Below are 24,415 nucleotides of genomic sequence, written 5' to 3' on the forward strand. Positions count from 1 at the left end.
ATGCGAATGAGAGTTTTATTACTGCTTGGCCTGCTTATGAGTATAACAGGTTTTAGTCAGCAAACCCGCACTGTAACGGGAAAAGTTACAGACTTAAAAGACGGCGCTCCCCTGGCAGGCGTATCAGTAAAAGCCAAGGGCAAATCACAGGTAACCACCACCGGGGTAGACGGAACCTTTTCTCTTGCCGTTCCTGATGCTACAACAGCGCTGGAATTTTCTTATGTAGGTTATGGAGACCTGGAAGTTCCGGTTTCAGACAACATGAATGTGGTAATGTCTGCATCAGAAAAAAGCCTGAATGAAGTGGTGGTAGTGGGTTACGGTACGGCCACGAAGAAAAATGTATCCGGTTCTATTTCAAAAGTATCAGGCAAAGATGTTTCTAATTTCCCGGCGCCAAGTTTTGAGTCGGCTATACAGGGTAAAGCACCTGGTGTAGTGGTGGAGTCTGGAAGCGGTAAAGTTGGGCAGGGTATCAAAATAAGAATTCGTGGTACTTCGTCCATCAGCGCAAGCAGCCAGCCGTTATATGTTGTTGATGGTTTGCCCATTACATCCAGTTCACAGTCTGATCCTACTAACGATGCAACCAATCCTTTGATTGATATCAATCCTAACGATATCGAATCAATTGAAGTGCTGAAAGATGCATCGGCATCTGCTATCTATGGTGCACGCGCCGCAAATGGCGTTGTGCTGATCACCACCAAAAAAGGCAGGAACAGCCAGAAAACAAACATCGAATTGAATGTTACGCATAGCTGGAGCAACCCAACGAAAAAAAGACAATTTCTCGATGCAAAACAATATGTTGACCTGATCAACATTGCAGCACAGACAGATGCTGAATACGATTTCAACAATGGTGTTTCCGGTTATGAAACCCTGGACCAGGCACTTGCAGATTACCAGGATTTCTATTATTCAAACATCCTGGATGTTTTTTCTCTTGGAACAGACTGGCGCAACCAGGCTGTAAATACCAACTGGCAGGATTTACTGTATAACAAAAATGCACCGCAAAGACAGGTTGACCTTTCTGCATCAGGCGGTTCTGATAAAACAAGATTTTTCGTTTCAGGTTTTTACAATGACCAGGAAGCGATCGTGATCAATAACAGGTTCAGCCGCTATGGCGGCAGGTTCAATATTGAACACAATGCTACATCAAACTTAACCCTGGGTGTAAATGTAGCCGTTAACCGTTCTGAATTAAGAAGGGTAAGCAATGACAATGCATTTTCTACACCGGGTCAGTTGGTAGCGCAGTTACCAATTTCGCCGGTATATGACCCTGAAACAGGCAAACTGAATGGTAATACACTTTATTCAAACGGCCTTTTCGATGCACAGTTTAACAGCGACAGGCAGGTTACTTTCAGAACAATTGGTAATGCATTCGCCAATCTGAATATCCTTCCTTCTTTATCTTTCCGTTCAGAGTTTGGTGCAGATATCCTCAGCCTTTCGCAGGAGTCTTTCCAGGGTAAAGAGACCATTGACGGCGCAGGTATCGGTAAAGGCGGTTACATCAATACACAAAATGTAAACTTCAATACCAATAACTACTTTACGTTTACGCCAAAAATTGGTGAGGGTCATAAGCTGAATACCGTATTGGGTATGAGCTACCAGCAGGGCGACATAAAACAGGCCTTTGTAAATGGTGAAACATACCCTTCAGATGCCATTAAAAACCTCTCTGCTGCAACCAACATCACATTTGGTTCTACCAGCGGTTCACGTTATACTTTCCTTTCTTATTTCTTAAGGGCAAACTACTCTTTCCAGGATAAATATCTTTTGTCTGCAAGCGTAAGGTCTGATGCATCTTCCAGGTTTGGACCCAACAGCCGCTACGGATGGTTCCCTGCGGTGTCTGCAGGATGGGTGCTCTCTGAGGAGAAATTTATGCAGAACCTGTCATTCCTCAGCTTCCTGAAATTAAGGGCCAGCTATGGTTTAACAGGTAATGCCGAGATTGGCGAAAGCAGCTTTCTTGCTTTATATGGCATCTCCAATTATCCGGGCTTTCCTGGTTATGTACCGCTTCAACTGGCAAACCCGGACCTGAAATGGGAAAGAACCAAACAGGCTGACATAGGACTGGAATTTGGCATACTCAATAACAGGGTATCAGCAGAAGTAGATTATTACAACAAAAAAACCAATGACCTTTTACTGGCGGTAAATGTACCGGCAACAACCGGCTATACTACCATTCTGCAGAACCTTGGCAACATGGATAATTCAGGTTGGGAATTTTTACTGACAGGCAGGATTTTCGATGGCGCGTTTAAATGGACGTCTTCTATCAATGCAGCCTTTAACAAGAATACTGTACGAAACCTGAAAGGCCAGGTAATAGAAGGTGGCGGCGGCATTCAGCGTGCCGTGGAAGGGCAGCCAATTGGTGTGTTTTTCATGCCTAAATACCTGGGCGTAGATCCTGAAACAGGTGATGCATTGTATGCAGACGCTGAAGGAAAACCTACCAACGATTATGGTAGCGCAGAAAGGGTGGTTGTAGGCAAATCAAACCCCGATTGGACAGGTGGCTTCAGCAACACTTTCTCGTACAAAGGTTTTGATCTTAATACCCTTTTCACTTTTGTAAGTGGTAACGACATCTATAACCTGGGCGGCGTTTACCAATCTTCAGGTTTCTATAACGGCTACTTCGACAACAAGACAGTTGATATGCTGAACGCATGGCAAAAACCTGGAGACATTACCAACGTTCCAAGAATCGGTTACTTCTACGGTGTAGACGATGGCGACAATTCAACACGGTGGTTATACGACGGTTCTTACATCAGGCTGAGAACAGTTTCATTGGGTTATAACCTGCCAAAATCAGTTACCAGCAGTCTCAAAATATCTTCTGCCAGGTTCTATGTTTCCGGCACCAATCTCTGGACGTTGACAGATTATCCCGGAGATCCTGAAGTAAATACTCAGACACTCGGCAACATCGGCGGCGGACAGGATTTTTATACCATCCCGCAGGCCAAAACAATAACCGTTGGTGTAAATGTTCGATTCTGATTATTAACCTAAAAAAAGAACAATGAAAAAGTTTAAAAATATTTCCCTTACTATGGTTGCAGCGGCCGTAATGTTTAGCTGTAACAAAAAGCTGGATGTGCTGCCACAGAACAACATAACGCCTGAACAAATTCAAACATCAGGCGATGTTGTAGCGGTTATGCTGGGCGGTTATGGCATTCTTCAAAGCCCGAATGCTTTTGGTGAACGTTTCCTTTTTGCAGCAGACCTGCTCGCTTCCCAGGACCAGGTAGATTTCATCGGAACATTCACCAACTATGCCGATATACAGTCCAAAACAATCATTGAAAACAACAGCATCGCAACAGGCATGTGGTCTAACAGCTATTCACTCATAAATACCATGAATACTGTTATTGACAAGATCGATATTGTTGATGAGGATTCAAGAGCTGCTATCGAAGCAGAGGCTAAGTTCATGAGAGGTGTTGCCTACTTCGAACTGGTAAGCTTCTTTTCACAGCCTTATTCGGCAGGTAATGCCTCAGATGCAAACTCCGGCGTTCCGTTGATTCTCGAACCAACTTACGCATACGATTCAACGATCAAACCATCACGTGCCACTACGGAGCAGGTGTTCCAGCAGGTTATTACTGATCTAACGGAGGCAGCAGCAGCATTGCCCGAAGGGGCAGCGGCCGGCCGTGCAACCAAATACTCGGCTGAAGCTTTTCTTGCAAGAGTATATATGCAAATGGAGAACTACCAGGCTGCAGCAGAAATGGCCGATGATGTGATCAATAACGGAGGTTTTGCTTTAGTAAGCGATTATACAAAAGTGTTCAACAACGATGGTTACTCACCGGAAGATATCTTCGGCATTCTTCAGTCTTCGCAAAGCAACGCAGGTACTACCAATAATGGTTTGCCTACATTCTATGCACCAAGACCTGTAGGCCGCGGAGATGCCCAGGTAAATACCAATTACTTCAGCTATTTCAACGACGATGATCAACGCGCATATTTCTTTAGCGATGGCGTAAGTATTGGTGGCTTTAGCGGAACTTACACCAACAAGTACAGCGTGCTGTATAAAACCATCCCTGTTATACGTATCGCAGAAATGTATCTTACCAGAGGAGAAGCAAACCTTAGAAAAGGTGGCGCGCCTGTGGGTGGCGTAGATCCGGATGACGATATCAATATGGTAAGGAACATGAGAGGCACAGGCAGCATCAATAACGCCACCGGTGCAGATTTTGTTGACGAGCGTTTCCGCGAACTTGCTTTCGAAGGCGACAGGTTGTGGACACTTAAACGTCTCCAACTGGATATTGACGGTTTACCGTTCAACGATCCTACACTCGTGTTACCCATACCTCAAAGAGAAATGGATGTAAACAAAAACCTCGTTCAAAATCCGGGTTACTAGTCTTTTCTCATGTGTGAATAATAAAGGCCGGCAACAATTGTTGCCGGTTTTTTATTGCCTGCAATATTGCTTTTAAAAAGCTGCACCTGGGTTGTTCTGGTCAAACAACATGCGCCAATGCGAACAGGAATTTTCTTTTGTGCTTCAGCAATAGCTTTTCATGGCATCGCCTGTTGCCACGCTCGGTTCATCGTTCCGTTGTTATGGCAACTGCAGCGTAGCTGTTTATCGCACTCCCGGCGGAATCTGGTTATCAAACTCTATCAAAATACATCTCAGCAGCAGCAGAACTTTTAAACGCCGCTTTTGCAGCACTTAGAAACCATGAACCAGTTTGCTTCCGTGCTCAAATACTTGGTGCAGTTGAAGTGAGTGACACAACCGGTGCCTCATAGCAGCAATGCAGCCGGCTAATAAAATCCAATTATTTCATACTTACCAAGCCGTGATTCCACCACGTGCTACGTTTTCCTGCCTCAGTGCTTTGTTGCCTCATTCCCTCTTTGCCTCTTCCACCTTCTTCCTTTACCTTTGCGCACTAATTATGAGTGAAACGGCCAAAAAGAAGATTTTTGATTTCTCATTGATGGGCAGGGTGTTCAGGTTTGTACGTCCGTACCGTTTTCAGTTTGTATCCAGTGTGGTGCTGGCAATACTACTGGCACTCATTACACCTGTGCGGCCGCACCTTATTCAACTGACCATTGACAGGGCAACCGGCAAACCCACAGAATTGCCCCTGCTGTTGAAATGGTTTTACTTCAATACAGATCTTACTGACGCTACAAAATTCATCATTGCCATCACCGTTTTCCAGCTCATATTCCTGGTTGTTGAAACCATCCTGCGCTTTTTATTTTCTTTTCTTACCTCGTGGCTTGGGCAAAGTGTTGTAAAAGACATGCGGGTAAGTGTTTTCAGGAAAATACTGGGTCTTAATTTAAAACAGTTTGATACAACACCCATTGGCACACTTACCACCAGGACCATCAACGATATCGAAAGCATCAACGACATTTTCTCAGACGGGCTGATTCAGATCATTGCAGATATGCTTTCAATAATTGTAGTGCTCATCACGATGTTTGTGGTTGACTGGCGTTTAACGCTAATTGCACTCATTCCCTTTCCGCTGCTTATTGTGGCCACTTATTATTTTAAAGAAAGCGTAAACAAAAGCTTTATCAAGGTGCGCAATGCAGTGGCTGCACTCAACGCGTTTGTGCAGGAACACATTACCGGTATGATGGTTGTGCAGGCCTTTGCAGCCGAAGAGCGCGAGTTTAACAAGTTCAATACCATCAACAGGAAACACCGGGATGCAAACATTAAATCCATTTTTGCTTATTCTGTTTTCTTCCCGATCGTAGAGATCATCCTGGCCGTGGCAACCGGGCTGGTTGTGTGGTGGCTGGCAGGGCAGGCAGCAAGCAATCCCATTTCGCAGGAAGACCTTGCCGGTAAACTTATATCGTTTACCATGTACCTCAACCTTATCTTCCGGCCCCTGCGTGTTATTGCAGATAAATTCAATACCATACAAATGGGTATGATAGCAGCAGAAAGGGTTTTCAAGGTGCTCGATAATCCGGATCATACCGTAAATACAGGAACATATAAACCTGCTGTTATAAAAGGCGATATAGCATTCGAAAAGGTTTGGTTTGCCTATAACGACGAACACTATGTTTTGAAAGACATCAGTTTTACCGTAAAAGAAGGCGAAACTATTGCGCTGGTGGGGCATACAGGCAGCGGTAAAACATCGGTGATAAGCGTATTGAACAGGCTTTATGAAATTCAGAAAGGTGCCATTAAACTGGATGGTGTTAACCTTCCTGAATATGATCTCGACAGGCTGCGTGGCAGCATTGGTGTTGTATTGCAGGATGTTTTTCTTTTCTCCGGCTCTGTGCTCGACAATATAACGCTGCGCAACCCTGACATAACAAGAGAGCAGGTGGAGGAAGCCGCCAAGATCATTGGTGTACATGATTTCATTATGCGGCTGCCCGGTGGTTACGATTACAATGTAATGGAACGTGGCACAACGCTCAGCCTCGGACAGCGCCAGCTTATTTCGTTTATACGTGCGCTGCTTTACAACCCTTCTGTACTTATACTTGATGAAGCCACTTCTTCTATTGATACGGAAAGTGAATTATTGATCCAGACAGCAATAGACAAACTGATTGCCAACAGAACCGCAATAGTAATAGCACACAGGCTTTCTACTATCCGCAAGGCATCCAAAATTATTGTGCTCGATAAAGGCGAAATAAAGGAAAGCGGCACGCACGATGAGTTGCTGGCCAAAGATGGCTTTTATGCAAAGCTGCACAGCATGCAACTGGACCAGAAAAAAAACCTCATTGTTTAAAAATTTTATGCGCCCGGTTGTAGTATAACGATGATGCTTTTGTTGCGTCGCACTCTTGTACTGCATCACTTTTTTGAGCCACGCGAAGATTAAAAGACCGAAGATTTGGTCAATTCATTTTCCCCTATATCTTTGTGCAACACTAAGCCCCTAAACGTTATGCATTATTTTATTTTATTCGCGTTGCTAACACTGCTTGTCTTCATCAGTATTGTTTTTATCCTGCAAAAAAACAAACCCGATTCCGATAAAAAAGGCGCCGGCTTTTTTTTGCGCTTGCTGGAGCTGAAAGGAGATTTATGATAACGGCCTGAAATATTAAAAAAACTTTACACTTTTCTTACAAAATTAAATACTAATTATGCGTTTGGCTTAATGCTTGTAGCTTGCGCATACTTATGATTTCTTTTCAAAACATCGAACTCATCTCGGGCCTTTTATTACTGATACCAGTGGTTGTGATCTTTGTGCTGGTATTACGCTGGAAGCGCAAGACCGCCAAAGCATTGGGCGATGCGTCGCTTATAGAAAAACTCACCTTTGGCTACTCTGACAAATTATACAAACTCAAATTCGTAGTAGTACTGATAGCGCTTGCTTTATGCATTATGGCCGCAACCAATGTTCGGACACCGATGGATGAAGGCAAAGAGCAAACAGCAGGCATAGACATCATGATTGCACTCGATGTCAGCAAAAGCATGCTTGGCAACGATATAAAACCTAACCGGCTGGAGCGTGCAAAGCAATTAATAAGCATGCTGATCGACAAAAGCGAAAACAACCGTGTGGGGCTTGTTTTGTTTGCAGGCAAGGCTTACCTGCAAATGCCTTTAACACCTGATCTTTCTGAAGCAAAACTTTTTCTCTCCAATGCCTCGCCTGATGCGGTACCTGTGCAGGGAACAAATGTTACCGAAGCTTTACAGCTCTGCAACAATGCGCTGGATACAAAAGAAAAGAAACACAAGGCCGTGGTACTTATTACAGATGGTGAAGACCATGATAATGGTGCCGGCGCTGAAGCAAGGATATTGGCAGATAACGGAGCAGTAGTGTATACGGTTGGCATAGGTACACCCGATGGATCGACCATTACAGAACCGGAAACCGGCACCCTGAAAACTGATAAAGACGGCAAAACGGTTATCACCAGGTTAAATGAAGATTTACTTACAGAGGTTGCCAACACTACTGAAGGCAGGTACTTTCGCCTGGAGAATGTTGCAGCTACTGCCAGCCAGGTAAGCACTGCCTTGAATGGCATGGAAAAAAAGCTGGTTGAAAGCGGCGGCGAACGGGCTTATTTTTCGCTCTCCCCATTTATAATTGCCATAGCTTTACTATTATTGATCATCGAAATTTTTATACCCGAAAGAAAGAAGACAAAAATTCAGTCCAATGCTGTTTAGTATGCAACAGTTTTTATCGCATGGCCTTCGCGCAGGCCTGCTCACCAATGCTTCAGCCGCTGAAGTGAGTGACACAACAGGCGATGCCATGAAAAACTGCAGCCGGCTACCAACACTACTCCTGCTTTGCATGCTGTCTTTTATAACTACCATCACCACTTACGCACAGGACGAAAACAGTGAGATAAAATATGGTAATGACGCCTATAAAAAAGGTGATTACAAGAATGCAGAAAAGTACTACCGCAAAGCACTGGAAGAGAACAACAGCAATGTAACCGCAAAATTTAATCTTGGCAATGCGCTGGTAAAACAAAATAATATTGCTGAAGCAATTCAATACTACACGCAGCTTGCAGAAGCTAACAGCGATGACGCGTTTAAATCAAAAGCCCTCTACAATAAGGGTATAACAATGATAAGGGCACAGAAACTGCCCGAAGCCATTGAAGCTTTTAAACAGTCTTTGCTGCTAAACCCGGAAGACAATGAAACAAGGGAAAACCTGCAAAAAGCATTGACCGAGTTGCAGAAACGCCAGCAAAACCAACCCCGGCCGCAGCAGCAACAGAAAAAACCTGACCCCAAAAAGCAACAGAACAAAATGCCCAACAGGGATGTTATGGAGCAAAAGTTTGAAGAGCTGAAAGACAAGGAAAAACAACTTCAAAAATTATTACAAAGAAAATCTACCGGTCAGCAACCCGACAAAGACTGGTAGTAAAGCAACAATTATGAAAAAAATATTTGGTTTGGTGCTTGGCTTTTTTGCTGTAGCGCTCGTTTCGTGTCTCGACACAGAAGAGAAGATAACACTCAATGAAGACAAAAGTGGTACGTACCAGCTTGTAATGAACATTGGTAACTCGCCCATGTTGCAAAGCGCAATGCAGCAGTCTGGCCAGGCCCTCGAAAAAAAAGATACCGTTATATACTTTAAAAGTTTTACCGACACGGCAACTACGTTGAGTGCAGAAGAAAAAACCATCCTGCAAAATGGCAAAATGCACATTGCCATGAATGATGATATAAAAGCCGAATTTGAATTGCCTTTTAAAGACATGAACCAGTTGCTGTACATTAAGCAGCACATGTTTGAAATGATCAGCAAGATAAAGCCCTCAGATATGAATGGCGATAACGCACCGGGCATGATGCCGGGAATGGATATGATGGGTGGCAATATGGGTTCTCCGATGGCGGGCGCCGGCAAACTGCTTAACCCCACCCAGGATGCATTCTCGTTTACTGCCGGCAATGGCATAATCAGTAATACTATAAAAGACAAGCAGGGTTTAACGGCCGCAGTTGCATCTGACAGTGTACAGATGCTGAAACAAATGATTCCTTTTGTGGGCGATTTTACTTACAAAACAACATTTGTTTTGCCGAAGCCTGTAAAAAAATACAGCGGTGGCGCAGAAACGCAATTGTCTGACGATAAAAAGACGATCAGTTTTATGAACAGCCTTTCGGGTTTGCTGGATAAACCTGAAACGCTTGAATACTCAGTTGAGTACTAAATTGCAATAACACAAAATATAAAGGGGATGCTTAAAAACCGCATCCCCTTTTTGTTTGTTATTTTTGCAGCGCAAACAAAGATTGAACATGCAGTTGTATTGTAATTCCCTTACACAGGTAAGCAGGCTTAAAACGAAAGAAGTAAAGATCGGCGATCTCTTGCTGGGCAACAACCATCCTATACGCGTACAAACGATGACCACTACCGATACTATGGATACCATTGGTACGGTGGAGCAAAGTATCCGTTGTATAAAAGCCGGCGCTGAGCTTGTGCGCATTACTGCACCAAGTAAAAAAGAAGCAGAAAACCTGTTGCATATAAAAAATGAACTGCGCAACCGTGGCTATCATACACCATTGATTGCAGACATTCATTTTACACCAAATGCTGCCGAAATAGCCGCCAGAATAGTAGAAAAAGTACGTGTGAACCCCGGGAATTATGTTGACAAGAAAAAGTTTGAACAGATAGAATATACCGATGCTGAATATGCAGAAGAGATAGACAGGATCAGGGAGCGCTTTACCCCGCTCGTTAACATTTGCAAACAGTATGGAACAGCTATGCGTATTGGCACAAACCATGGTTCTCTCAGCGACAGGATCATGAGCCGGTACGGTGATACACCAATGGGTATGGTAGAAAGTGCTATGGAGTTCCTGCGTATTGCACGTGCAGAAGCCTACCATAACATTATCCTCAGCATGAAGTCAAGCAACCCACAGGTAATGGTACAGGCTTATCGCTTACTGGTACAACAGATGGATGCGGAATTTGGCGAATGCTACCCGTTACACCTTGGCGTGACGGAAGCAGGTGATGGTGAGGATGGCCGCGTAAAAAGCGCCGCGGGTATCGGCACTTTGCTGGAAGACGGTATTGGTGATACCATTCGTGTATCCCTGACTGAAGACCCTGAGTTTGAAATACCGGTATGTAAAGACCTCGTAAAGCGTTATGCAACAACCGCCGCAAACGATGGCAATATTCCCGACATTGAAAAAGTTCCCTACTCGCCCTTTGAATACAGGAGAAGACCAACTTTTGCCGTAGATAATATTGGCGATCATCATGTACCGGTGGTAATTGCAGATTTCAGCAAAACTGAAAACGTTACACCAAAGCACCTTGAAAGCATCGGTTATACCTACGATGCCGCCACTGATAAATGGAACATCAGCGATGCGGCTGCAGATTACATTTTTACAGGGCATAACCTGCTCGGTTTTGATCTGCCCGGCACATTAAAAGTTATTGTTTACCCCGCAACATGGAACCTTGCAAAAGACAAGTCAAAATACTTCCCCATTTTTGATGGTGCCGGATTTGTAAACGGCAAATGGAAAAGTGACACACTGAATTTTGTGATGCTCGACTGTTATAATGACCAGACCAAACTGAATGATTACACCTTTCTTGATGAAATTGCCAACAATAATTCAGTAGCCTTTTGTCTAAGCAGTACGAATAAACACGCAATGCCATCTGTGCGCCGTATGTTTATGGAACTTCAAAACCGCAACATCAAAAACCCGGTAATCCTTATCTGCGACAGCAACTGGCAAACAGCAGATGAACACCTTATTCATTATGCCACAGAGTGTGGCGCATTGTTGTTAGACGGCTTTGGAGATGGCATTTGCCTTGGCATGACCGCCTCAAGCTATCAACGTCAGTCAGAAAGCGTTACAAATGCCAGTGGCAGAAACTACCTGAACAACAGCACTACCGAGCAGTTTATCAACAACACCGCCTTTAGTATTCTGCAGGCCACACGTACACGCATCTCCAAAACAGAATACATCTCCTGCCCTTCCTGCGGCAGAACGCTTTTCGACCTGCAGGAAACCACTTCCATGATCCGTTCCCGCACCAACCACCTGAAAGGTGTAAAGATTGCTATCATGGGTTGCATTGTAAACGGCCCCGGCGAAATGGCCGATGCCGATTTTGGGTATGTTGGCAGCGGGGTTGGCAAGATCACGTTATACAAGGGCAAAGAAGTGGTAAAACGCAATGTTGACAGCGCCATTGCTGTAGATGAACTCATTAACCTGCTAAAAGAAAACGAAGCCTGGGTAGACCCTGCGTAGATTCTTTTTACACGCTAATAATATTTTGTAGCCAGCTGCATTGCTACTATGTAGCATTGGTTGCGTCGCACACTTGTACTGCAGTAAAAAGCCCGGCATACCCGGTACTTGCCTGCATTCTTAACCATCAGCAGCGCATTTTTTCCAGGCAATGAAAAATCTTCGCTCCTAACGTAAAAGCACCCACCCGGCATTATAGCGGCTTTCAATAAAAAAATGACCCTCAGGCAACGATTCAGGCAAAATCGGCGTCTCTTTCATAAGATTAAGCATACGCTAAAAAGCGTTTGGTTACATTAGTGTTCATTTTTCAGTAAACTCCTCCCGTACATTATACCTTTTATGCCAAAGGTTTTTATCACCATACTGCTTCTGATCCCGCTTGTTGTCTTTGCGCAAAACAGTAACTGTATTCCGGCATTAACCCTTACCGGCAATAATAGCAGTTGCCTCGGGGCGATGGTTACCATTAAAGCCAGCGTAACAAACCCAGGCACCAACGCCGTTTTTTCCTGGAAGAAAAACAATACCGCCGTGGGCACCAACAACGCATCCTTTGCTGCCAGCGACCTGCACGATGAAGACATAATAACGTGCACCTATGCCTGCACTACAGCCTGCGGTTACGATACGGTGGTAACAACCGCCCCGTTTATCGTAACAGTGCTGAACGACTTTGAGCCCGTAATAACCATTGCCAATAATGACCCGTTGATCTGCGAGGGAGAACAAACGCTCTTTACATCTGCCGTAGATTATAAATATGGAACCCCAATCTATAACTGGACGGTAAACGGTGTGCCCGTTGGCAATAAAACGACTTATACCACAGATAGCCTCACAAACGGCGCAGAAGTAAAATGCCTGATGCAGGTGATCATTCCATCCTGTGCAGATACGTTGTACTCCCTTTCCAAAATGAATATTTATGTGTACCCGATGATTCACCCCGCCATTAAAATAACACCCACTGCCACTAATATATGTGTTGGTGAAGAAGTAACCTTTACCGCAACTGCCAACGGCGGCGCATTCCCAACTTTCACCTGGATGATCAACGATACTGCAACAGGTGATACCGGTGCAGCGCTGATTACCAGCAAGCTCAAAGACGGCGATTCTGTAAGCTGCATCATTACCATAGACCAGGATTCGAGGTGCAAGACTACTACAAGCGCACCCTCCAACAAAGTTGGTATGCGCGTAAGAGATTTTATTCATCCTGCCGTGTTTGTTACCTCTCCGGAAACGACTGTTTGTGCAGGCAGACCCGTTACATTTAATGCGCAGCCGCAATACGAGGGTGACTATACATACTACCAATGGATGGTGAATGATTATTACGCGGGGCAGAACTCGCCAAATTTTACATCAGACAAGTTTGCAAACGGCGACCGCGTGTATTGCAGTTTAACCACCAACATCCCGGGATGTTCGCATAATGAAACGGTGAAGTCTGCCACCGAAACGGTTACAATAAAACCTGGTCCTGAAATAAGTTTTACAACACCTGCACCCGAAATACCTTTTGGAACAGCAGCAACCATCAATGCAACCATTACAACGCAGCCGGCAAGTGTATTGTGGAAGCCCGATGGTGTTGTTGTGCCAGCCACCGCGCTTAATGCAACCACCATTCCGCTGAGAAATGACACAACGCTTTCGATCAGTATTACCGATGTAAATGGCTGTACCGCCTCAAAAGAAATTTTCATTAAAGTGCTGCACCGTGTAAATATTCCTTCGGCTTTTACACCTAATAATGATGGCAGGAATGATCTTTTCCGCATACCAAAAGATGCAAGCATAGAGTTGCACGAGTTTGCGGTTTTTGACAGGTGGGGCAACCGCATTTTTCTTACAAAAGACAAGTACACCGGCTGGAACGGAACGTATAAAAGTCAGTTGCTTTCGCCCGGCAGCTATGTTTATGTTATCAAAGGAATAGTGGAGCACGAAACAGTTATTATCAAAGGCACCGTAACACTTATACGTTAGATTTTTTGTAAGTCAGCTTTGGTGCAGGTGGCATCGTTCCTTGCGTCGCACTCTTGTACTGTAAAGCTGTATGCAGCAACAAACCACCATCTCCGTAGCTACACAGTAACGAGGTATATAACATTGATGTCGTAAAACAACAGCTATTGAAAGGAAGTGGATATGTGTGTGGTGTAAAACCCGGAACGCTACAGTTGCCATGTAAATGGAACGATGAACCGAGCGTGGCAACAGGCGACGCCATGAAATACTACTGCTGACCCAACAATATACCTGGTTTTTGTATGCACGATGCTGAAAGCTGGTGAAATACAAATCAATTACGGGAACTTTCTGAATACGGTATAGCGCAACAACATTTCTGCAAATAAAGCAACTATACCAATGAGCAGGAAAGGAAAAAATTTATTTGTGTAGTGGTCGTAAGTAGTGACTTCAATTTTTGTTTTTTCGAGTTGGTTGATACTGGCATAAATCTTTTGTAAAGCTGCATTATCAGTGGCCTGGAAATATTGCCCACCAGTGGTTTGCGCAATATCTTTCAAAAGGTCTTCATTAAATTCCAGCTTGCGTTTTTGTGTAACCGTACCGAGTGCCGAAGTGGTTGTTTCATCGATCTCCTTTTCACTGCCAATACCAATCGTGTACACTTTAATGTTATACTGCCTGGCCATTTGCTTTGCAAGATCAGGCGGCACGCTGCCACCAACATCAACACCGTCTGTAAGCAGTATCACTACTTTACTTTTCGATTTTCCTTTGCGCAGCCTGTCTACACTGGCGGCAAGCCCTGACCCGATGGCTGTACCTTCTTCCTGCAGGTAACCACTTTCTATATTGCTGATCTGCAGCAGCACGGCATTGTGATCGGGTGTTACGGGGCACAAAGTAAAACTCGCACTGCTGAAAATGACCACGCCAATCCTGTCGCCGGGGCGTTGTTGTACAAATTCTTTGGCTACTGTTTTTGCGGCCTCCAGCCTGTTTGGCTGAAAATCTTTTGCCAGCATACTGCCACTGATATCGAAGCACAATACAATATCAATACCTTCTCCTTCTGTCAGCTGCTCTGTGTATTTGAGCCGCGGCAGAGCCATGGCCACAATAAGCATAACAATGCCGATACAACGTAATACAAATGGCAGGTGAAGCAATGATGCTTTGATGTCTTTTACACCCTGCAGAAAGTGTGTGGTGGTCACCAGCATTGGCGCCTGCCGTTTACGGTTGCTGCGTGCATACTCATAGATCAATACCGGCACCAGTATAAGGAGCCCCAGTACCCACGGGTAAGCAAATTCGATATGTTGCAGCCAATCAGCTATCATGCTGCCGTGTTTGTTTTATTATTTTATCAATATGCTGTAAAGAAGCGGTGGCATTGGCCATCGCTGCTTCATGCTGATCTGCAGACGGTGTATATTTTGCAAACTTCACGACGTCTATTAAGCGCAGCAACTGGAAGAAAGGAATACGCTTTTGCTCATCCTGTAAATAGACCACCAGTAACACCATTAATTCGTCTGACGTATAAAGCATGGCATTTACACCGAGTTGTGCCGAAACATATTTGCGGCATATATCGGCAAGTGTTGCATAAAACAGTTTAACCTGCCCCTTTGCGGGCAAATCATCCTGCTGTAATTTTTTTATTTGTTTCAATGCCTGTTCGAGGGCAGTGCCTTCGTACGCCTGTTTTACGGGTGCAGTTTTCTTTTGCCTGAGCCGCCTGATGAGCCACCAGGTTGTAATGCCAACGGCAATCACGGCCAGTGCTATTGCTGCATACAAGCCGTATTTTGGTTTGGCTTCAACTTCGATGATGTCTTTAATGGGGTGATAATCCGGCATGGCGCTCACATCTACCGGCAACACGTCTATAAACAAAGAATCTGATACAAGCTTTGTTTGCCTGCCGGTTACATTATCTTTTATAAACAGCGACAGCGGCGCCAGTTGCCACCTGCCCGAATCGAAAGAGGTAATGGTAATCTTCTGGATGTAACTGGTAAGTGCATTAACAGACACCGTATCAATTACGTCTCTTTTTACCACACTGATGTGATTGCCTGTGTCTGCAATTGCAAACCAGTTCTGCAGGGTGTTTACACTGGTATTAATGTCTTCTGCTTTTAGCTGCAGCACTACCTGCTCGCCCAATAAGATCTTTGTGCGGTCTGCGGTAACAGACAGGCGCTGTGCATTGCCCGCATAAAAAAACAATGCGCATAAAAAAGACAGGCACCATTGCCTGGTTGTTTTGCTGAAGTATATAGTGGCCAGATCTTTCAAACCGTAAGTTGCACTGTTTCTTTGATTAAGCTCTCCTGATAAAAAATTCCTGCAATTTTTTTACGTAATCTTCTCCTGTTGCTACCTGCATAAGATCTGCACCGGCTGTACGGAATGTAATCTTTGCGTCTTCCATTATTTTATGAAATTGGTTATTGTAGCGCTGCCTTGTGTACGGGTCGCTGGTATTGAGCCATGCAGTATTGCCTGTTTCTGCGTCGTACACCTGCAGTAAACCTACTTTGGGCAACTGTTCATCTCTTGCGTCGTAGGTTTGCACGCCTATAACATCATGTCTTTTTGCAGCAACGCGCAGCGCATCGTGGTAGCCGGCATCTGCAAAATCGCTCAGTATAAAAACAATGCTTTTATGCTTTGTTGTTCTGTTTAAAAACTGCAACGCTTTTTGTATATCTGTCTGCGCCGAGTGTGGCTGATGATTTAAAAGCTCCCTGATCATATACAACACGTGATCTTTTCCCTTTCTTGCCGGTATATATTTTTCTACCTTATCACTGAATAAAATAAGACCTGCTTTATCGTTGTTGCTGATGGCAGAGAAAGCAAGCACTGCACACATTTCTGCAATAAGATCTCTTTTTGTTTGTTTGTTTGTACCAAACAAACTGCTGGCACTTACATCTACCAGCAGGTGTACGCTCAGCTCTCTTTCTTCTTCAAACAGTTTGCTGTAGGTATGGCCCATGCGTGCTGACACGTTCCATTCTATAAACCTGATATCGTCTCCGGGCTGGTACTCTCTTACTTCTTTAAAAGCCATACCGCGGCCTTTGAAAGCTGTATGGTATTCTCCGGTGAAAAGATGGTTGGTAAGACGCTTGCTTTTTATTTCGAGCTCCCGTACTTTTTTGAGCAAAGAAGTAATGCCATCGCCTACCGGCGGGGCATGATTGATTTGCTGATTTTCTTTATTGCGCCTGAATAATTTCATTGACTAAGATTGGTCTCGCTTTGCTCAAAATTGTTATACAGTACAAGAGTGCGACGCAAGGGACGATGCCACATGCACATATGCCGGGCCCACAAAAATCTTATGGCACCAGCACCACTTTCAATATATCTTCAATGATCTTTTCTGTTGTTATGTTCTCTGCTTCTGCCTCGTATGTAAGACCGATACGGTGGCGCATTACATCTTTACAAATTGCTTTTACGTCATCCGGAATTACAAAGCCGCGTTTTTGCATAAACGCATGCGCTTTTGCTGCCATGGCAAGGTTGATACTGCCACGTGGCGAGGCGCCATAGCCGATAAGTGCCTTGTGCTTGCCAAGATTGTATTGCTCGGGATAACGTGTGGCGAAAACAATATCTACAATGTATTGTTCAATCTTTTCGTCCATATACACCTGCTTTACAAGATCTCTTGCGTGCATGATTTCTGTAATGCTGGCCACGCTGTTTATTTTGGGCAGCAACTCGTTTTGAACCTGCTGGCGAATAATAAACTGTTCTTCTTTTTTATTGGGGTACCCGACGATGATCTTTAGCATAAAGCGGTCTACCTGCGCCTCGGGCAGGGGGTAAGTACCTTCCTGCTCCAGCGGGTTTTGTGTGGCCAGTACCAGGAAAGGCTCTTCCAGCTTATAGGTTGCCTCGCCAATGGTTACCTGTTTTTCCTGCATAGCCTCCAGCAATGCGCTCTGCACTTTTGCAGGCGCCCGGTTTATTTCATCTGCCAATATAAAGTTTGCAAAGATGGGGCCTTTACGCACGATAAATTCATTGCGCTGCTGGTTATAGATCATGGTGCCTACAACATCTGCGGGCAGCAGGTCTGGCGTAAACTGTATACGGCTGAATTTTGCATGCACCCCTTCTGCCAGTGATTTGATGGTAAGCGTTTTCGCAAGTCCCGGTACGCCTTCCAGTAACACGTGACCATTGCACAACAAGCCGGTAAGCAGGCTGTCAACCATGTGCAACTGACCGATTACCACTTTAGAAAGTTCTGATCTAAGCCTGTCTATAAATGCAGAAGCCTGTTCAATTTTTTGGTTGAGCAGCCTTATATCTTCTCCTGTTTGCATGTGTATTTGATATTGCCTGAAAATTACGAAAACTAAAATATGTGCAACGTAAAGTTTAATGACCTTCGTGCTTACATGGCCTCAGTTAACCAACAATTATGCCGATACGAAGTGGGTTTTTGCCACTGGTGAAAGGTTTAAGAAGAATATAATGGTGAACCCGACTGTTGTGCAGGTGGCATCGCCGGTTGCGTCGCACTCCTGTACTGCAGGAAGAAGGGGTGCAATCAGTTATAAGTTGTAAGTAGTAAGTTATAAGAAAGAGCGAATGTTTAGGGGCAACTCTGTGTAATGACACTGTATCCTCTGTGGTTAAGATTTGGGTTGTTAAACCACAGCGTAAGAGGAGTTATAACACGGAGTTTCACAGAGAGCTCTTTGCCTCCTTGCCTTATTTCCTTACCCCCACCGGCAATACTTCATAAATAGCACTGAATAAATATACCAGTCCTGTCTTTACTTCGGTGCAGCGAAAGCGCTTGCGCAGCTTTTCTCCTTTCCTGAAAATGCGGCCATCTTTTGTTGCAAAGAGTTCGTTGAGTTTTATTTCTTCAACGAGTACCACATGCTCTTTTTTATCATCGTAACGGCGTAATACACGCATCAGAGATTCTTCTGCGCAACTGCTTGCAGCCGGGTTTATAAGCGATTGCTTCAGCTCCTCTTCAATATCTGCCGGAAAGATTTGTTTACCTACAAAATCTGCCAGGAGGTTACCATAAATGCTCTTCCATTCTTTGCCATGAGCAGCTACCCGATGCCCGTACTTTTCGTACGTTAACAGGTGTGCCAGTTCGTGCAGCAGCGTAATAAGAAAGGCGTATTTATTAAGATTGATGTTGACGGTAATACGATGATTTTTGCCCTGTACGGCATTGCGGTAATCGCCCAGTACAGATTTTCTTTCGCGTGTAACAGTAAGGTGCACTTTGTAATGGTGCAGGTAATACACCACTTTATCAAAACTTTTTTCCGGCAGGAAGGCTGCCAGTGCATGCATAGGATGTTCCTTAACTGCCGCCATTTGTACGTTTCAGTTTAGAGGCTATCCGTGCATCGAGCACGGTATAAATAATATACAAAAACATAAACCCGAAAATGCCGTATACACTCCTTTTTTCGCCGGCTGCAAGCAGGTAGACTACTACGGCAACCGCAATAACCATCAGTTTAATAAACGAGCCCAGCATAACTGATCTTACACCAACCTGCGGATTGGCGTTTTGTAACGCTTTTTTATGCAGTGAAAAAACAGCCAGTGAAAGAATAAACAAAAGCAGGTTTCCAAACCCTACAACCAGCGGGTCAATATTTTTTTCTGCCAGCCATGTTTTAAACAACGTACAAAAACCAGAGACCGCTATAAAAAACGTAAATACGGGAACAATTGCTTTGCTTTCTTCTGTTTTATCCATGTTATTTTTTTGAAGTGTCCTTTACGGCCTTTACAATCAAACCAACTACCACCACCAAAGGTAGCAACCAGATAAACAAATACATACCCGATTTTATCCACTTATCAAGCCACCAGCCAATGTAGGTGGCCAGCCCCAGTGATGCCATTAACTGGAATGCGAAGCCAAGATAACTCAACAGGAGCGCTTTGTTGCTTTTGGGTGCTTTCATCGGTTTTCTAGTCATTTATACGCTCTGCCTTTGGCACGTTTAAAACCGAGGTATCGAGTTTGGTGGGTGCATCGCCGCTCAGGGTCTTTTTTAGTCCGTCGAGGTATTGATCTTTATAACTGATGGCCTGCTCCAGCGAGTCTGTCCGTATTTTGAGCGCCTGCAATTCTGCGCGGTTGGTATTGTTGCCATAACCCGGTATGTAGAACTTTAGCGGTGTAAGCACCAGCAGTGCAACAGTTAAGCCTACCAGCAAAATAAAAACAGTGCTGAAACCAACATAAACACTTAACCTTGAAAGCCTGAAAGTGATCACTTCTTCATATGTGTCGTCATTCATTACCACCAGCCGGTAGCGGCTTTGTCGTCGTTTTACCGTTGCTCCGTTTTCGTTCTCTGCCATACAGGAAAAATAAAAAATAAAGATAATACTAATTGGAAAAGAGAAAGTTTTTATGAAGCCAGCCAATCAATACTATTAAGCGCCTGTTGCCACGCTCGGTTCATCGTTCCTCTTTTATAGCAGCTTTTGCGATCCGTTTATAAACGCCGCCATTTATACATTGCTGCATCTTTTGTATAATCAATGCATTAATTTAGATGTTATACTTTATGGAGCGTAATGCCACCATGTAAAAACAGGCGCATGTCGGTTTTATACAATTTATAGCCGCGGTGTACTGATGCTTTTGCCACTGAAAACTTCCATGCATGAATAAACTAAAAATAGCGTCTGCCCAATTTGAACACAGGAGTGGCGACAAAGCGTACAACCTTGCTGTAATTGAACAACTGGCCGGAAAAGCGGCGGCAGAAGGTGCCAATGTAATTGCATTTCATGAATGCTCTGTAACAGGCTACACCTTTGCCCGTAAGCTTTCCCGTGAAGCAATGCTCGGGCTTGCAGAGCCTGTGCCCGGCGGAGCCAGTATACAGCGGCTGGCTGCTATTGCCGGCGCCCATGACATTGCCATTTGCGCAGGACTGTTTGAAAAAGATGATGCCGGTAAACTGTATAAAGCGTATGTATGTGTTACCGGAGATGGCGTTATAGCAAAGTTCAGAAAACTGCATCCGTTTATCAACCCTTACCTGACGCCGGGCGACAGCTATTGTGTATTTGACCTGTATGGCTGGAAATGTGGTATACTCATTTGCTACGACAATAACATTGCAGAAAACGTGCGGGCCACAAAGCTGCTGGGTGCGGACATTATCTTTATGCCGCATGTAACCATGTGCACACCGTCTACCAGGCCGGGTGCCGGTTTTGTGGATGCTGCATTATGGCAAAACCGCGAAAACGACCCTACTTCTCTGCGGCTTGAATTTGAAGGTATGAAAGGCCGCGAATGGCTGATGAAATGGCTGCCATCGAGGGCATATGACAATGCCGTGTACGCTGTTTTTTCCAATGCCATTGGCATGGATGATGACCAGCTAAAAAACGGCTGCTCGATGATCATTGATCCTTTTGGTGATATACTGGCAGAGTGTAAAAGTTTTGATGACAGCTTTGTGATTGCAACTGTAACACCTGAAAAGATCAACCTGGCAGGTGGCACGAGGTATATTAAAGCCAGGCGACCGGACCTGTACAGGGACATTATCGGCCGCGAACATACACCGGAACAAAAAGTGGTGTGGCTGGGGTAGTAAGGTGAAGAGGCAAAGAGGCATTGAGACAACAATGCACTGAGGCTACAAGGTAAAGAAGCAAAGAGTCATTGCTTTTACATACAACTTATAACATACTACTTATCACTTACTACTTATCACTTCCTACTTCCTACTTATCACTTCCTACTTCCTACTTATCACTTCCTGCCGCTCTGCTTCCTGCAGTACAAGTGTGCGACGCAAGGGACGATGCCACAGCGTGCTGCTGCCAGGCTCATAAAAATTCCCCGTTTAATGTGGATAACCTAAATGCCAAATGATGGGTAGTTAATTATTTTTGCAGTCATGCATTTAATTGAGATACCGGGCTTTCTGCAAATCATTATATTCAGCTGTTTTTGTGCCGTTATTGCCATACAGCTTTTTTACTACCTTTTTTTCTTTAACCGGCTGGCACAATACAAACCGCCATTAAAATCCGCATCGCAGGAATACCCTGTTTCTGTTATTGTGTGCGCAAGAGATGAAGCGGAAAACATTGTAAAAAACCTGCCGGGTATTTTGGTACAGCAATACAGAACCACGCATGAAGTAATTGTGGTAAATGACAACAGTACCGATGAAACAAAATTCCTGCTTGATGAGTTTCGCAAATCGTTTAAAAACCTTAACCCTGTAGCGCTTATCCAGGAAGCTAAAATGATACCCGGCAAAAAATTTCCCTTGTCGATGGGTATTAAAGCGGCGAAATATGAGGTGGTATTGCTTACCGACGCGGACTGTGTGCCGGCCAGTGAAAACTGGATCCAGAAAATGCAGGAAGCTTATTATGATGACAAGCAGATTGTGCTTGGCTATGGCGCCTATCATAAAAGGCCCGGGCTGTTGAATAAACTCATCAGGTTCGAAACGTTTCACAGTGCATTGCAGTATCTTTCGTATGCGCTGGCCGGCAAACCTTATATGGGCGTGGGCCGCAACCTGTCTTACAAAAAAGCATTGTTCTTTAACAATAAAGGGTTTTCGGCCATTAATCATATACCGGGCGGAGACGATGACCTGTTTATAAACATGGTGGCAACAAAAGACAATACTGCCATTATGATTGAGCCCGAAGCACACACGCTGAGCGAGCCCAAAACCACCTTTTCTGACTGGCAACGACAAAAAACAAGGCACTACACCACGGCCAGATATTATAAACCGCTCCATAAATTCCTGCTTGGATTATATTCTTTTTCCCAGGTATTGGTTTACCCGCTTTTTGTGGCCGCCATACTGTTTTATACCTGGTGGATCGGGCTTGCGGTTTATTGCATACGCCTGCTGGTACAGGCGTATGTATGGAACAAAACCATGAAACGTTTAAACGAAGCAGATCTTTTTCCGTATTTTCTTTTCTTTGATATCTGGATGTTTTTTTATTATGTGTTGTTTACACCGGCATTGTTTAAAAGGCCGGCAAAAAACTGGAGTTAGTAAAGCTTTTTGTTTGCATGGATATTATTATCAAATATTTTTCGGAGTTTACTGATAAGCAGGTGCAGCAGTTTGCGGCACTGGAGGCGTTGTACAAAGACTGGAACAGCAAGATCAATGTAATTTCAAGGAAAGACATTGATAGTTTATACGAAAAACATGTATTGCATTCGCTGGCAATAGCTGCGGTTATTGAATTTAAAGCTGGTACACAAATTATAGATATTGGTACCGGTGGCGGTTTTCCCGGCATTCCGCTGGCTATATTTTTTCCGGAAGTGGAGTTTCACCTCGTGGACAGTATTGCCAAAAAACTAAAAGTGGTAGAAGGTATTGCAGCCGGCGTTGGACTTACGAATGTAACCACACAGCATACCCGTGCAGAAGACATTAAAAACCGGAAGTTCGATTTTGTAGTGTCGCGTGCAGTGGCGCCCATCAAAGATCTGTGGCAATGGGGCAAGCCGCTGATAAAAAAAGGCCGTGAGCAGGAGTTGCCAAATGGATTGATCTGTTTAAAAGGCGGCGACCTTGCAAAAGAAATATCGGAAAGCAGGCTACGGCCACGTATGGTTGCCATAGAGGAAATTTTTAAAGAGGAGTATTTTAAAGAAAAATATCTCCTGCATGTATCAGCCTAGCAGTAAACAAAAAAAGTTGCAGGTATTGTACCTGCAACTTTTTTATAATCACTTTTTTTGGTTTTGTGGCTTATAACCCCTGCGCTTCTCTGCTGCCAAATACTTTCTTTAAAATGTCTGTAACCCTTGCCGCCGGGTCTTTCCTGATTTTTGCTTCTTCCAGGGCCACCTGGTAAAAGATGCCATCTACTGCTTTACCGGTTACATAAGCACCAAGGTCTGTGTTCACTTTTTTCTGTGAGAACCGGTTGTACACGCTGAAAACATCATTCCAGTATTTGGTAGCGTCTGTTTTCTTTAATGCATTGTCTATAACAGGCCTGAAGGCAGTAACCAACGCTGCCGTTGTTTTTTCTTTAAAATAATTGGTGGCGGAATTGTCGCCGCCTCTTAAAATACCCAGCGCATCTGTAATGGTCATTTGCTTAATGGCGCCAACAAAGATGGGCGTGGCAGATTTGGCAGCCTCTTCTGCACCACGGTTCATAGATAGAATGGCCTGGTCTACCACGCTGCCAAAACCAAGGCTACGCAAAGTGCTTTCTACCTTTTGCGCCTCGGGCGGCATGAGTATTTTGAGGGCAGCATCTTTAAAAAAGCCATCTACTGCAGATAATTTATTCGTGCCGTTTTGGGTACCGATGGTAAGTGCTTCTTTAAGGCCCATTACAATGTCTGCATTGGTTAGCGGGCCTGTTGTCATGCCAGACTGGTTTAGCACCTGCTGTGCAACATCGCAACTGCTGAGTGCGGGAAGAAAGAAAAACAGGTATAGTATTTTTTTCATCATGATTTTTTTCAAAAGTATTGTTACAGGCTATGATGTCAAAAACATTGCCATTTATAAAATA

General features: G+C 44.3%; 20 protein-coding genes. 11 read left to right on the plus strand and 9 right to left on the minus strand.

Annotation, left to right across the window (positions count from 1 at the left end; genetic code table 11):
* Positions 1–6 precede the first annotated feature (6 nt).
* From I5907_RS02095 to I5907_RS02130, 8 genes are all read left to right on the plus strand, one after another.
* The gene (locus I5907_RS02095; protein WP_196989081.1) at positions 7–3,051 is read left to right on the plus strand and encodes a SusC/RagA family TonB-linked outer membrane protein; all 3,045 of its coding nucleotides are present in this window, start codon (positions 7–9) and stop codon (positions 3,049–3,051) included.
* 22 nt (positions 3,052–3,073) lie between these two features.
* Entirely contained in the window at positions 3,074–4,444 is a 1,371-nt protein-coding gene (locus I5907_RS02100) for a RagB/SusD family nutrient uptake outer membrane protein (protein ID WP_196989082.1), read from the plus strand.
* A 544-nt stretch (positions 4,445–4,988) separates the two neighbouring features.
* Positions 4,989–6,824 carry an ABC transporter ATP-binding protein gene (locus I5907_RS02105; protein ID WP_196989083.1) on the plus strand — a complete coding sequence of 612 codons (1,836 nt, stop codon included), beginning with the start codon at positions 4,989–4,991 and terminating at the stop codon, positions 6,822–6,824.
* Between the two features lie 398 nt (positions 6,825–7,222).
* On the plus strand, positions 7,223–8,236 hold the full coding sequence (locus I5907_RS02110) for a VWA domain-containing protein (RefSeq protein ID WP_196989084.1): 1,014 nt from the start codon (positions 7,223–7,225) through the stop codon (positions 8,234–8,236).
* A 1-nt stretch (position 8,237) separates the two neighbouring features.
* Positions 8,238–8,957 (plus strand): tetratricopeptide repeat protein, encoded by a 720-nt coding sequence (locus tag I5907_RS02115; protein WP_196989085.1) that lies wholly within the window; start codon positions 8,238–8,240, stop codon positions 8,955–8,957.
* A gap of 13 nt (positions 8,958–8,970) precedes the next feature.
* A complete protein-coding gene (locus I5907_RS02120) occupies positions 8,971–9,759 on the plus strand; it encodes a hypothetical protein (RefSeq protein ID WP_196989086.1) in 789 nt (262 codons plus the stop codon).
* 88 nt (positions 9,760–9,847) lie between these two features.
* Entirely contained in the window at positions 9,848–11,857 is a 2,010-nt protein-coding gene (gene ispG, locus I5907_RS02125; protein WP_196989087.1) for a (E)-4-hydroxy-3-methylbut-2-enyl-diphosphate synthase, read from the plus strand.
* Between the two features lie 342 nt (positions 11,858–12,199).
* On the plus strand, positions 12,200–13,855 hold the full coding sequence (locus I5907_RS02130; protein WP_196989088.1) for a T9SS type B sorting domain-containing protein: 1,656 nt from the start codon (positions 12,200–12,202) through the stop codon (positions 13,853–13,855).
* Between the two features lie 320 nt (positions 13,856–14,175).
* Here I5907_RS02130 and I5907_RS02135 read toward each other — a convergent pair whose 3' ends face one another.
* The 8 genes from I5907_RS02135 to I5907_RS02170 form a co-directional block, all read right to left on the minus strand.
* The gene (locus I5907_RS02135; protein ID WP_196989089.1) at positions 14,176–15,183 is read right to left on the minus strand and encodes a vWA domain-containing protein; all 1,008 of its coding nucleotides are present in this window, start codon (positions 15,181–15,183) and stop codon (positions 14,176–14,178) included.
* Entirely contained in the window at positions 15,173–16,147 is a 975-nt protein-coding gene (locus I5907_RS02140) for a hypothetical protein (protein WP_196989090.1), read from the minus strand. Before I5907_RS02140 ends, I5907_RS02135 begins: the two co-directional genes overlap by 11 nt.
* Before the next feature lie 25 nt (positions 16,148–16,172).
* The gene (locus I5907_RS02145) at positions 16,173–17,099 is read right to left on the minus strand and encodes a DUF58 domain-containing protein (protein WP_196989091.1); all 927 of its coding nucleotides are present in this window, start codon (positions 17,097–17,099) and stop codon (positions 16,173–16,175) included.
* Positions 17,100–17,199: 100 nt separating this feature from the next.
* Positions 17,200–18,198, minus strand: coding sequence for an AAA family ATPase (locus I5907_RS02150; RefSeq protein ID WP_196989092.1), 999 nt, complete (start codon positions 18,196–18,198; stop codon positions 17,200–17,202).
* 391 nt (positions 18,199–18,589) lie between these two features.
* Positions 18,590–19,222, minus strand: coding sequence for a SprT-like domain-containing protein (locus tag I5907_RS02155; RefSeq protein WP_196989093.1), 633 nt, complete (start codon positions 19,220–19,222; stop codon positions 18,590–18,592).
* On the minus strand, positions 19,209–19,613 hold the full coding sequence (locus I5907_RS02160) for a hypothetical protein (RefSeq protein WP_196989094.1): 405 nt from the start codon (positions 19,611–19,613) through the stop codon (positions 19,209–19,211). The genes I5907_RS02155 and I5907_RS02160 overlap by 14 nt, the downstream gene beginning before the upstream one ends.
* Position 19,614: 1 nt before the next feature.
* Positions 19,615–19,824, minus strand: a complete 210-nt coding sequence (locus I5907_RS02165) for an AtpZ/AtpI family protein (RefSeq protein ID WP_196989095.1) — start codon at positions 19,822–19,824, stop codon at positions 19,615–19,617.
* 7 nt (positions 19,825–19,831) lie between these two features.
* Positions 19,832–20,227, minus strand: coding sequence for a hypothetical protein (locus I5907_RS02170; protein ID WP_196989096.1), 396 nt, complete (start codon positions 20,225–20,227; stop codon positions 19,832–19,834).
* Between the two features lie 308 nt (positions 20,228–20,535).
* Between I5907_RS02170 and I5907_RS02175 the strand changes: the two genes are divergently transcribed.
* From I5907_RS02175 to rsmG, 3 genes are all read left to right on the plus strand, one after another.
* Positions 20,536–21,480: a nitrilase family protein gene (locus tag I5907_RS02175; RefSeq protein ID WP_196989097.1), complete on the plus strand. Its 945-nt coding sequence runs from the start codon at positions 20,536–20,538 to the stop codon at positions 21,478–21,480.
* Positions 21,481–21,789: 309 nt separating this feature from the next.
* The gene (locus I5907_RS02180) at positions 21,790–22,923 is read left to right on the plus strand and encodes a glycosyltransferase (protein ID WP_196989098.1); all 1,134 of its coding nucleotides are present in this window, start codon (positions 21,790–21,792) and stop codon (positions 22,921–22,923) included.
* Positions 22,924–22,940: 17 nt separating this feature from the next.
* Positions 22,941–23,564 (plus strand): 16S rRNA (guanine(527)-N(7))-methyltransferase RsmG, encoded by a 624-nt coding sequence (gene rsmG / locus I5907_RS02185; RefSeq protein ID WP_196989099.1) that lies wholly within the window; start codon positions 22,941–22,943, stop codon positions 23,562–23,564.
* A gap of 70 nt (positions 23,565–23,634) precedes the next feature.
* Here the strand turns inward: rsmG and I5907_RS02190 are convergent, their stop codons facing one another.
* The gene (locus tag I5907_RS02190) at positions 23,635–24,351 is read right to left on the minus strand and encodes a DUF4197 domain-containing protein (protein ID WP_196989100.1); all 717 of its coding nucleotides are present in this window, start codon (positions 24,349–24,351) and stop codon (positions 23,635–23,637) included.
* Positions 24,352–24,415: the final 64 nt, after the last annotated feature.

The sequence above is a fragment of the Panacibacter microcysteis genome (assembly GCF_015831355.1).
Classification (GTDB): Bacteria; Bacteroidota; Bacteroidia; order Chitinophagales; family Chitinophagaceae; genus Panacibacter; species Panacibacter microcysteis.

Bases quoted from the DNA above. Each gene is read 5' to 3' on its own strand.
- I5907_RS02095 (WP_196989081.1), top strand. From the start codon at position 7: ATGAGAGTTTTATTACTGCTTGGCCTGCTTATGAGTATAACAGGTTTT.
- I5907_RS02100 (WP_196989082.1), top strand. From the start codon at position 3,074: ATGAAAAAGTTTAAAAATATTTCCCTTACTATGGTTGCAGCGGCCGTA.
- I5907_RS02105 (WP_196989083.1), top strand. From the start codon at position 4,989: ATGAGTGAAACGGCCAAAAAGAAGATTTTTGATTTCTCATTGATGGGC.
- I5907_RS02110 (WP_196989084.1), top strand. From the start codon at position 7,223: ATGATTTCTTTTCAAAACATCGAACTCATCTCGGGCCTTTTATTACTG.
- I5907_RS02115 (WP_196989085.1), top strand. From the start codon at position 8,238: ATGCAACAGTTTTTATCGCATGGCCTTCGCGCAGGCCTGCTCACCAAT.
- I5907_RS02120 (WP_196989086.1), top strand. From the start codon at position 8,971: ATGAAAAAAATATTTGGTTTGGTGCTTGGCTTTTTTGCTGTAGCGCTC.
- ispG (WP_196989087.1), top strand. From the start codon at position 9,848: ATGCAGTTGTATTGTAATTCCCTTACACAGGTAAGCAGGCTTAAAACG.
- I5907_RS02130 (WP_196989088.1), top strand. From the start codon at position 12,200: ATGCCAAAGGTTTTTATCACCATACTGCTTCTGATCCCGCTTGTTGTC.
- I5907_RS02135 (WP_196989089.1), bottom strand. From the start codon at position 15,183: ATGATAGCTGATTGGCTGCAACATATCGAATTTGCTTACCCGTGGGTA.
- I5907_RS02145 (WP_196989091.1), bottom strand. From the start codon at position 17,099: ATGAAATTATTCAGGCGCAATAAAGAAAATCAGCAAATCAATCATGCC.
- I5907_RS02150 (WP_196989092.1), bottom strand. From the start codon at position 18,198: ATGCAAACAGGAGAAGATATAAGGCTGCTCAACCAAAAAATTGAACAG.
- I5907_RS02155 (WP_196989093.1), bottom strand. From the start codon at position 19,222: ATGGCGGCAGTTAAGGAACATCCTATGCATGCACTGGCAGCCTTCCTG.
- I5907_RS02160 (WP_196989094.1), bottom strand. From the start codon at position 19,613: ATGGATAAAACAGAAGAAAGCAAAGCAATTGTTCCCGTATTTACGTTT.
- I5907_RS02165 (WP_196989095.1), bottom strand. From the start codon at position 19,824: ATGAAAGCACCCAAAAGCAACAAAGCGCTCCTGTTGAGTTATCTTGGC.
- I5907_RS02170 (WP_196989096.1), bottom strand. From the start codon at position 20,227: ATGGCAGAGAACGAAAACGGAGCAACGGTAAAACGACGACAAAGCCGC.
- I5907_RS02175 (WP_196989097.1), top strand. From the start codon at position 20,536: ATGAATAAACTAAAAATAGCGTCTGCCCAATTTGAACACAGGAGTGGC.
- I5907_RS02180 (WP_196989098.1), top strand. From the start codon at position 21,790: ATGCATTTAATTGAGATACCGGGCTTTCTGCAAATCATTATATTCAGC.
- rsmG (WP_196989099.1), top strand. From the start codon at position 22,941: ATGGATATTATTATCAAATATTTTTCGGAGTTTACTGATAAGCAGGTG.
- I5907_RS02190 (WP_196989100.1), bottom strand. From the start codon at position 24,351: ATGAAAAAAATACTATACCTGTTTTTCTTTCTTCCCGCACTCAGCAGT.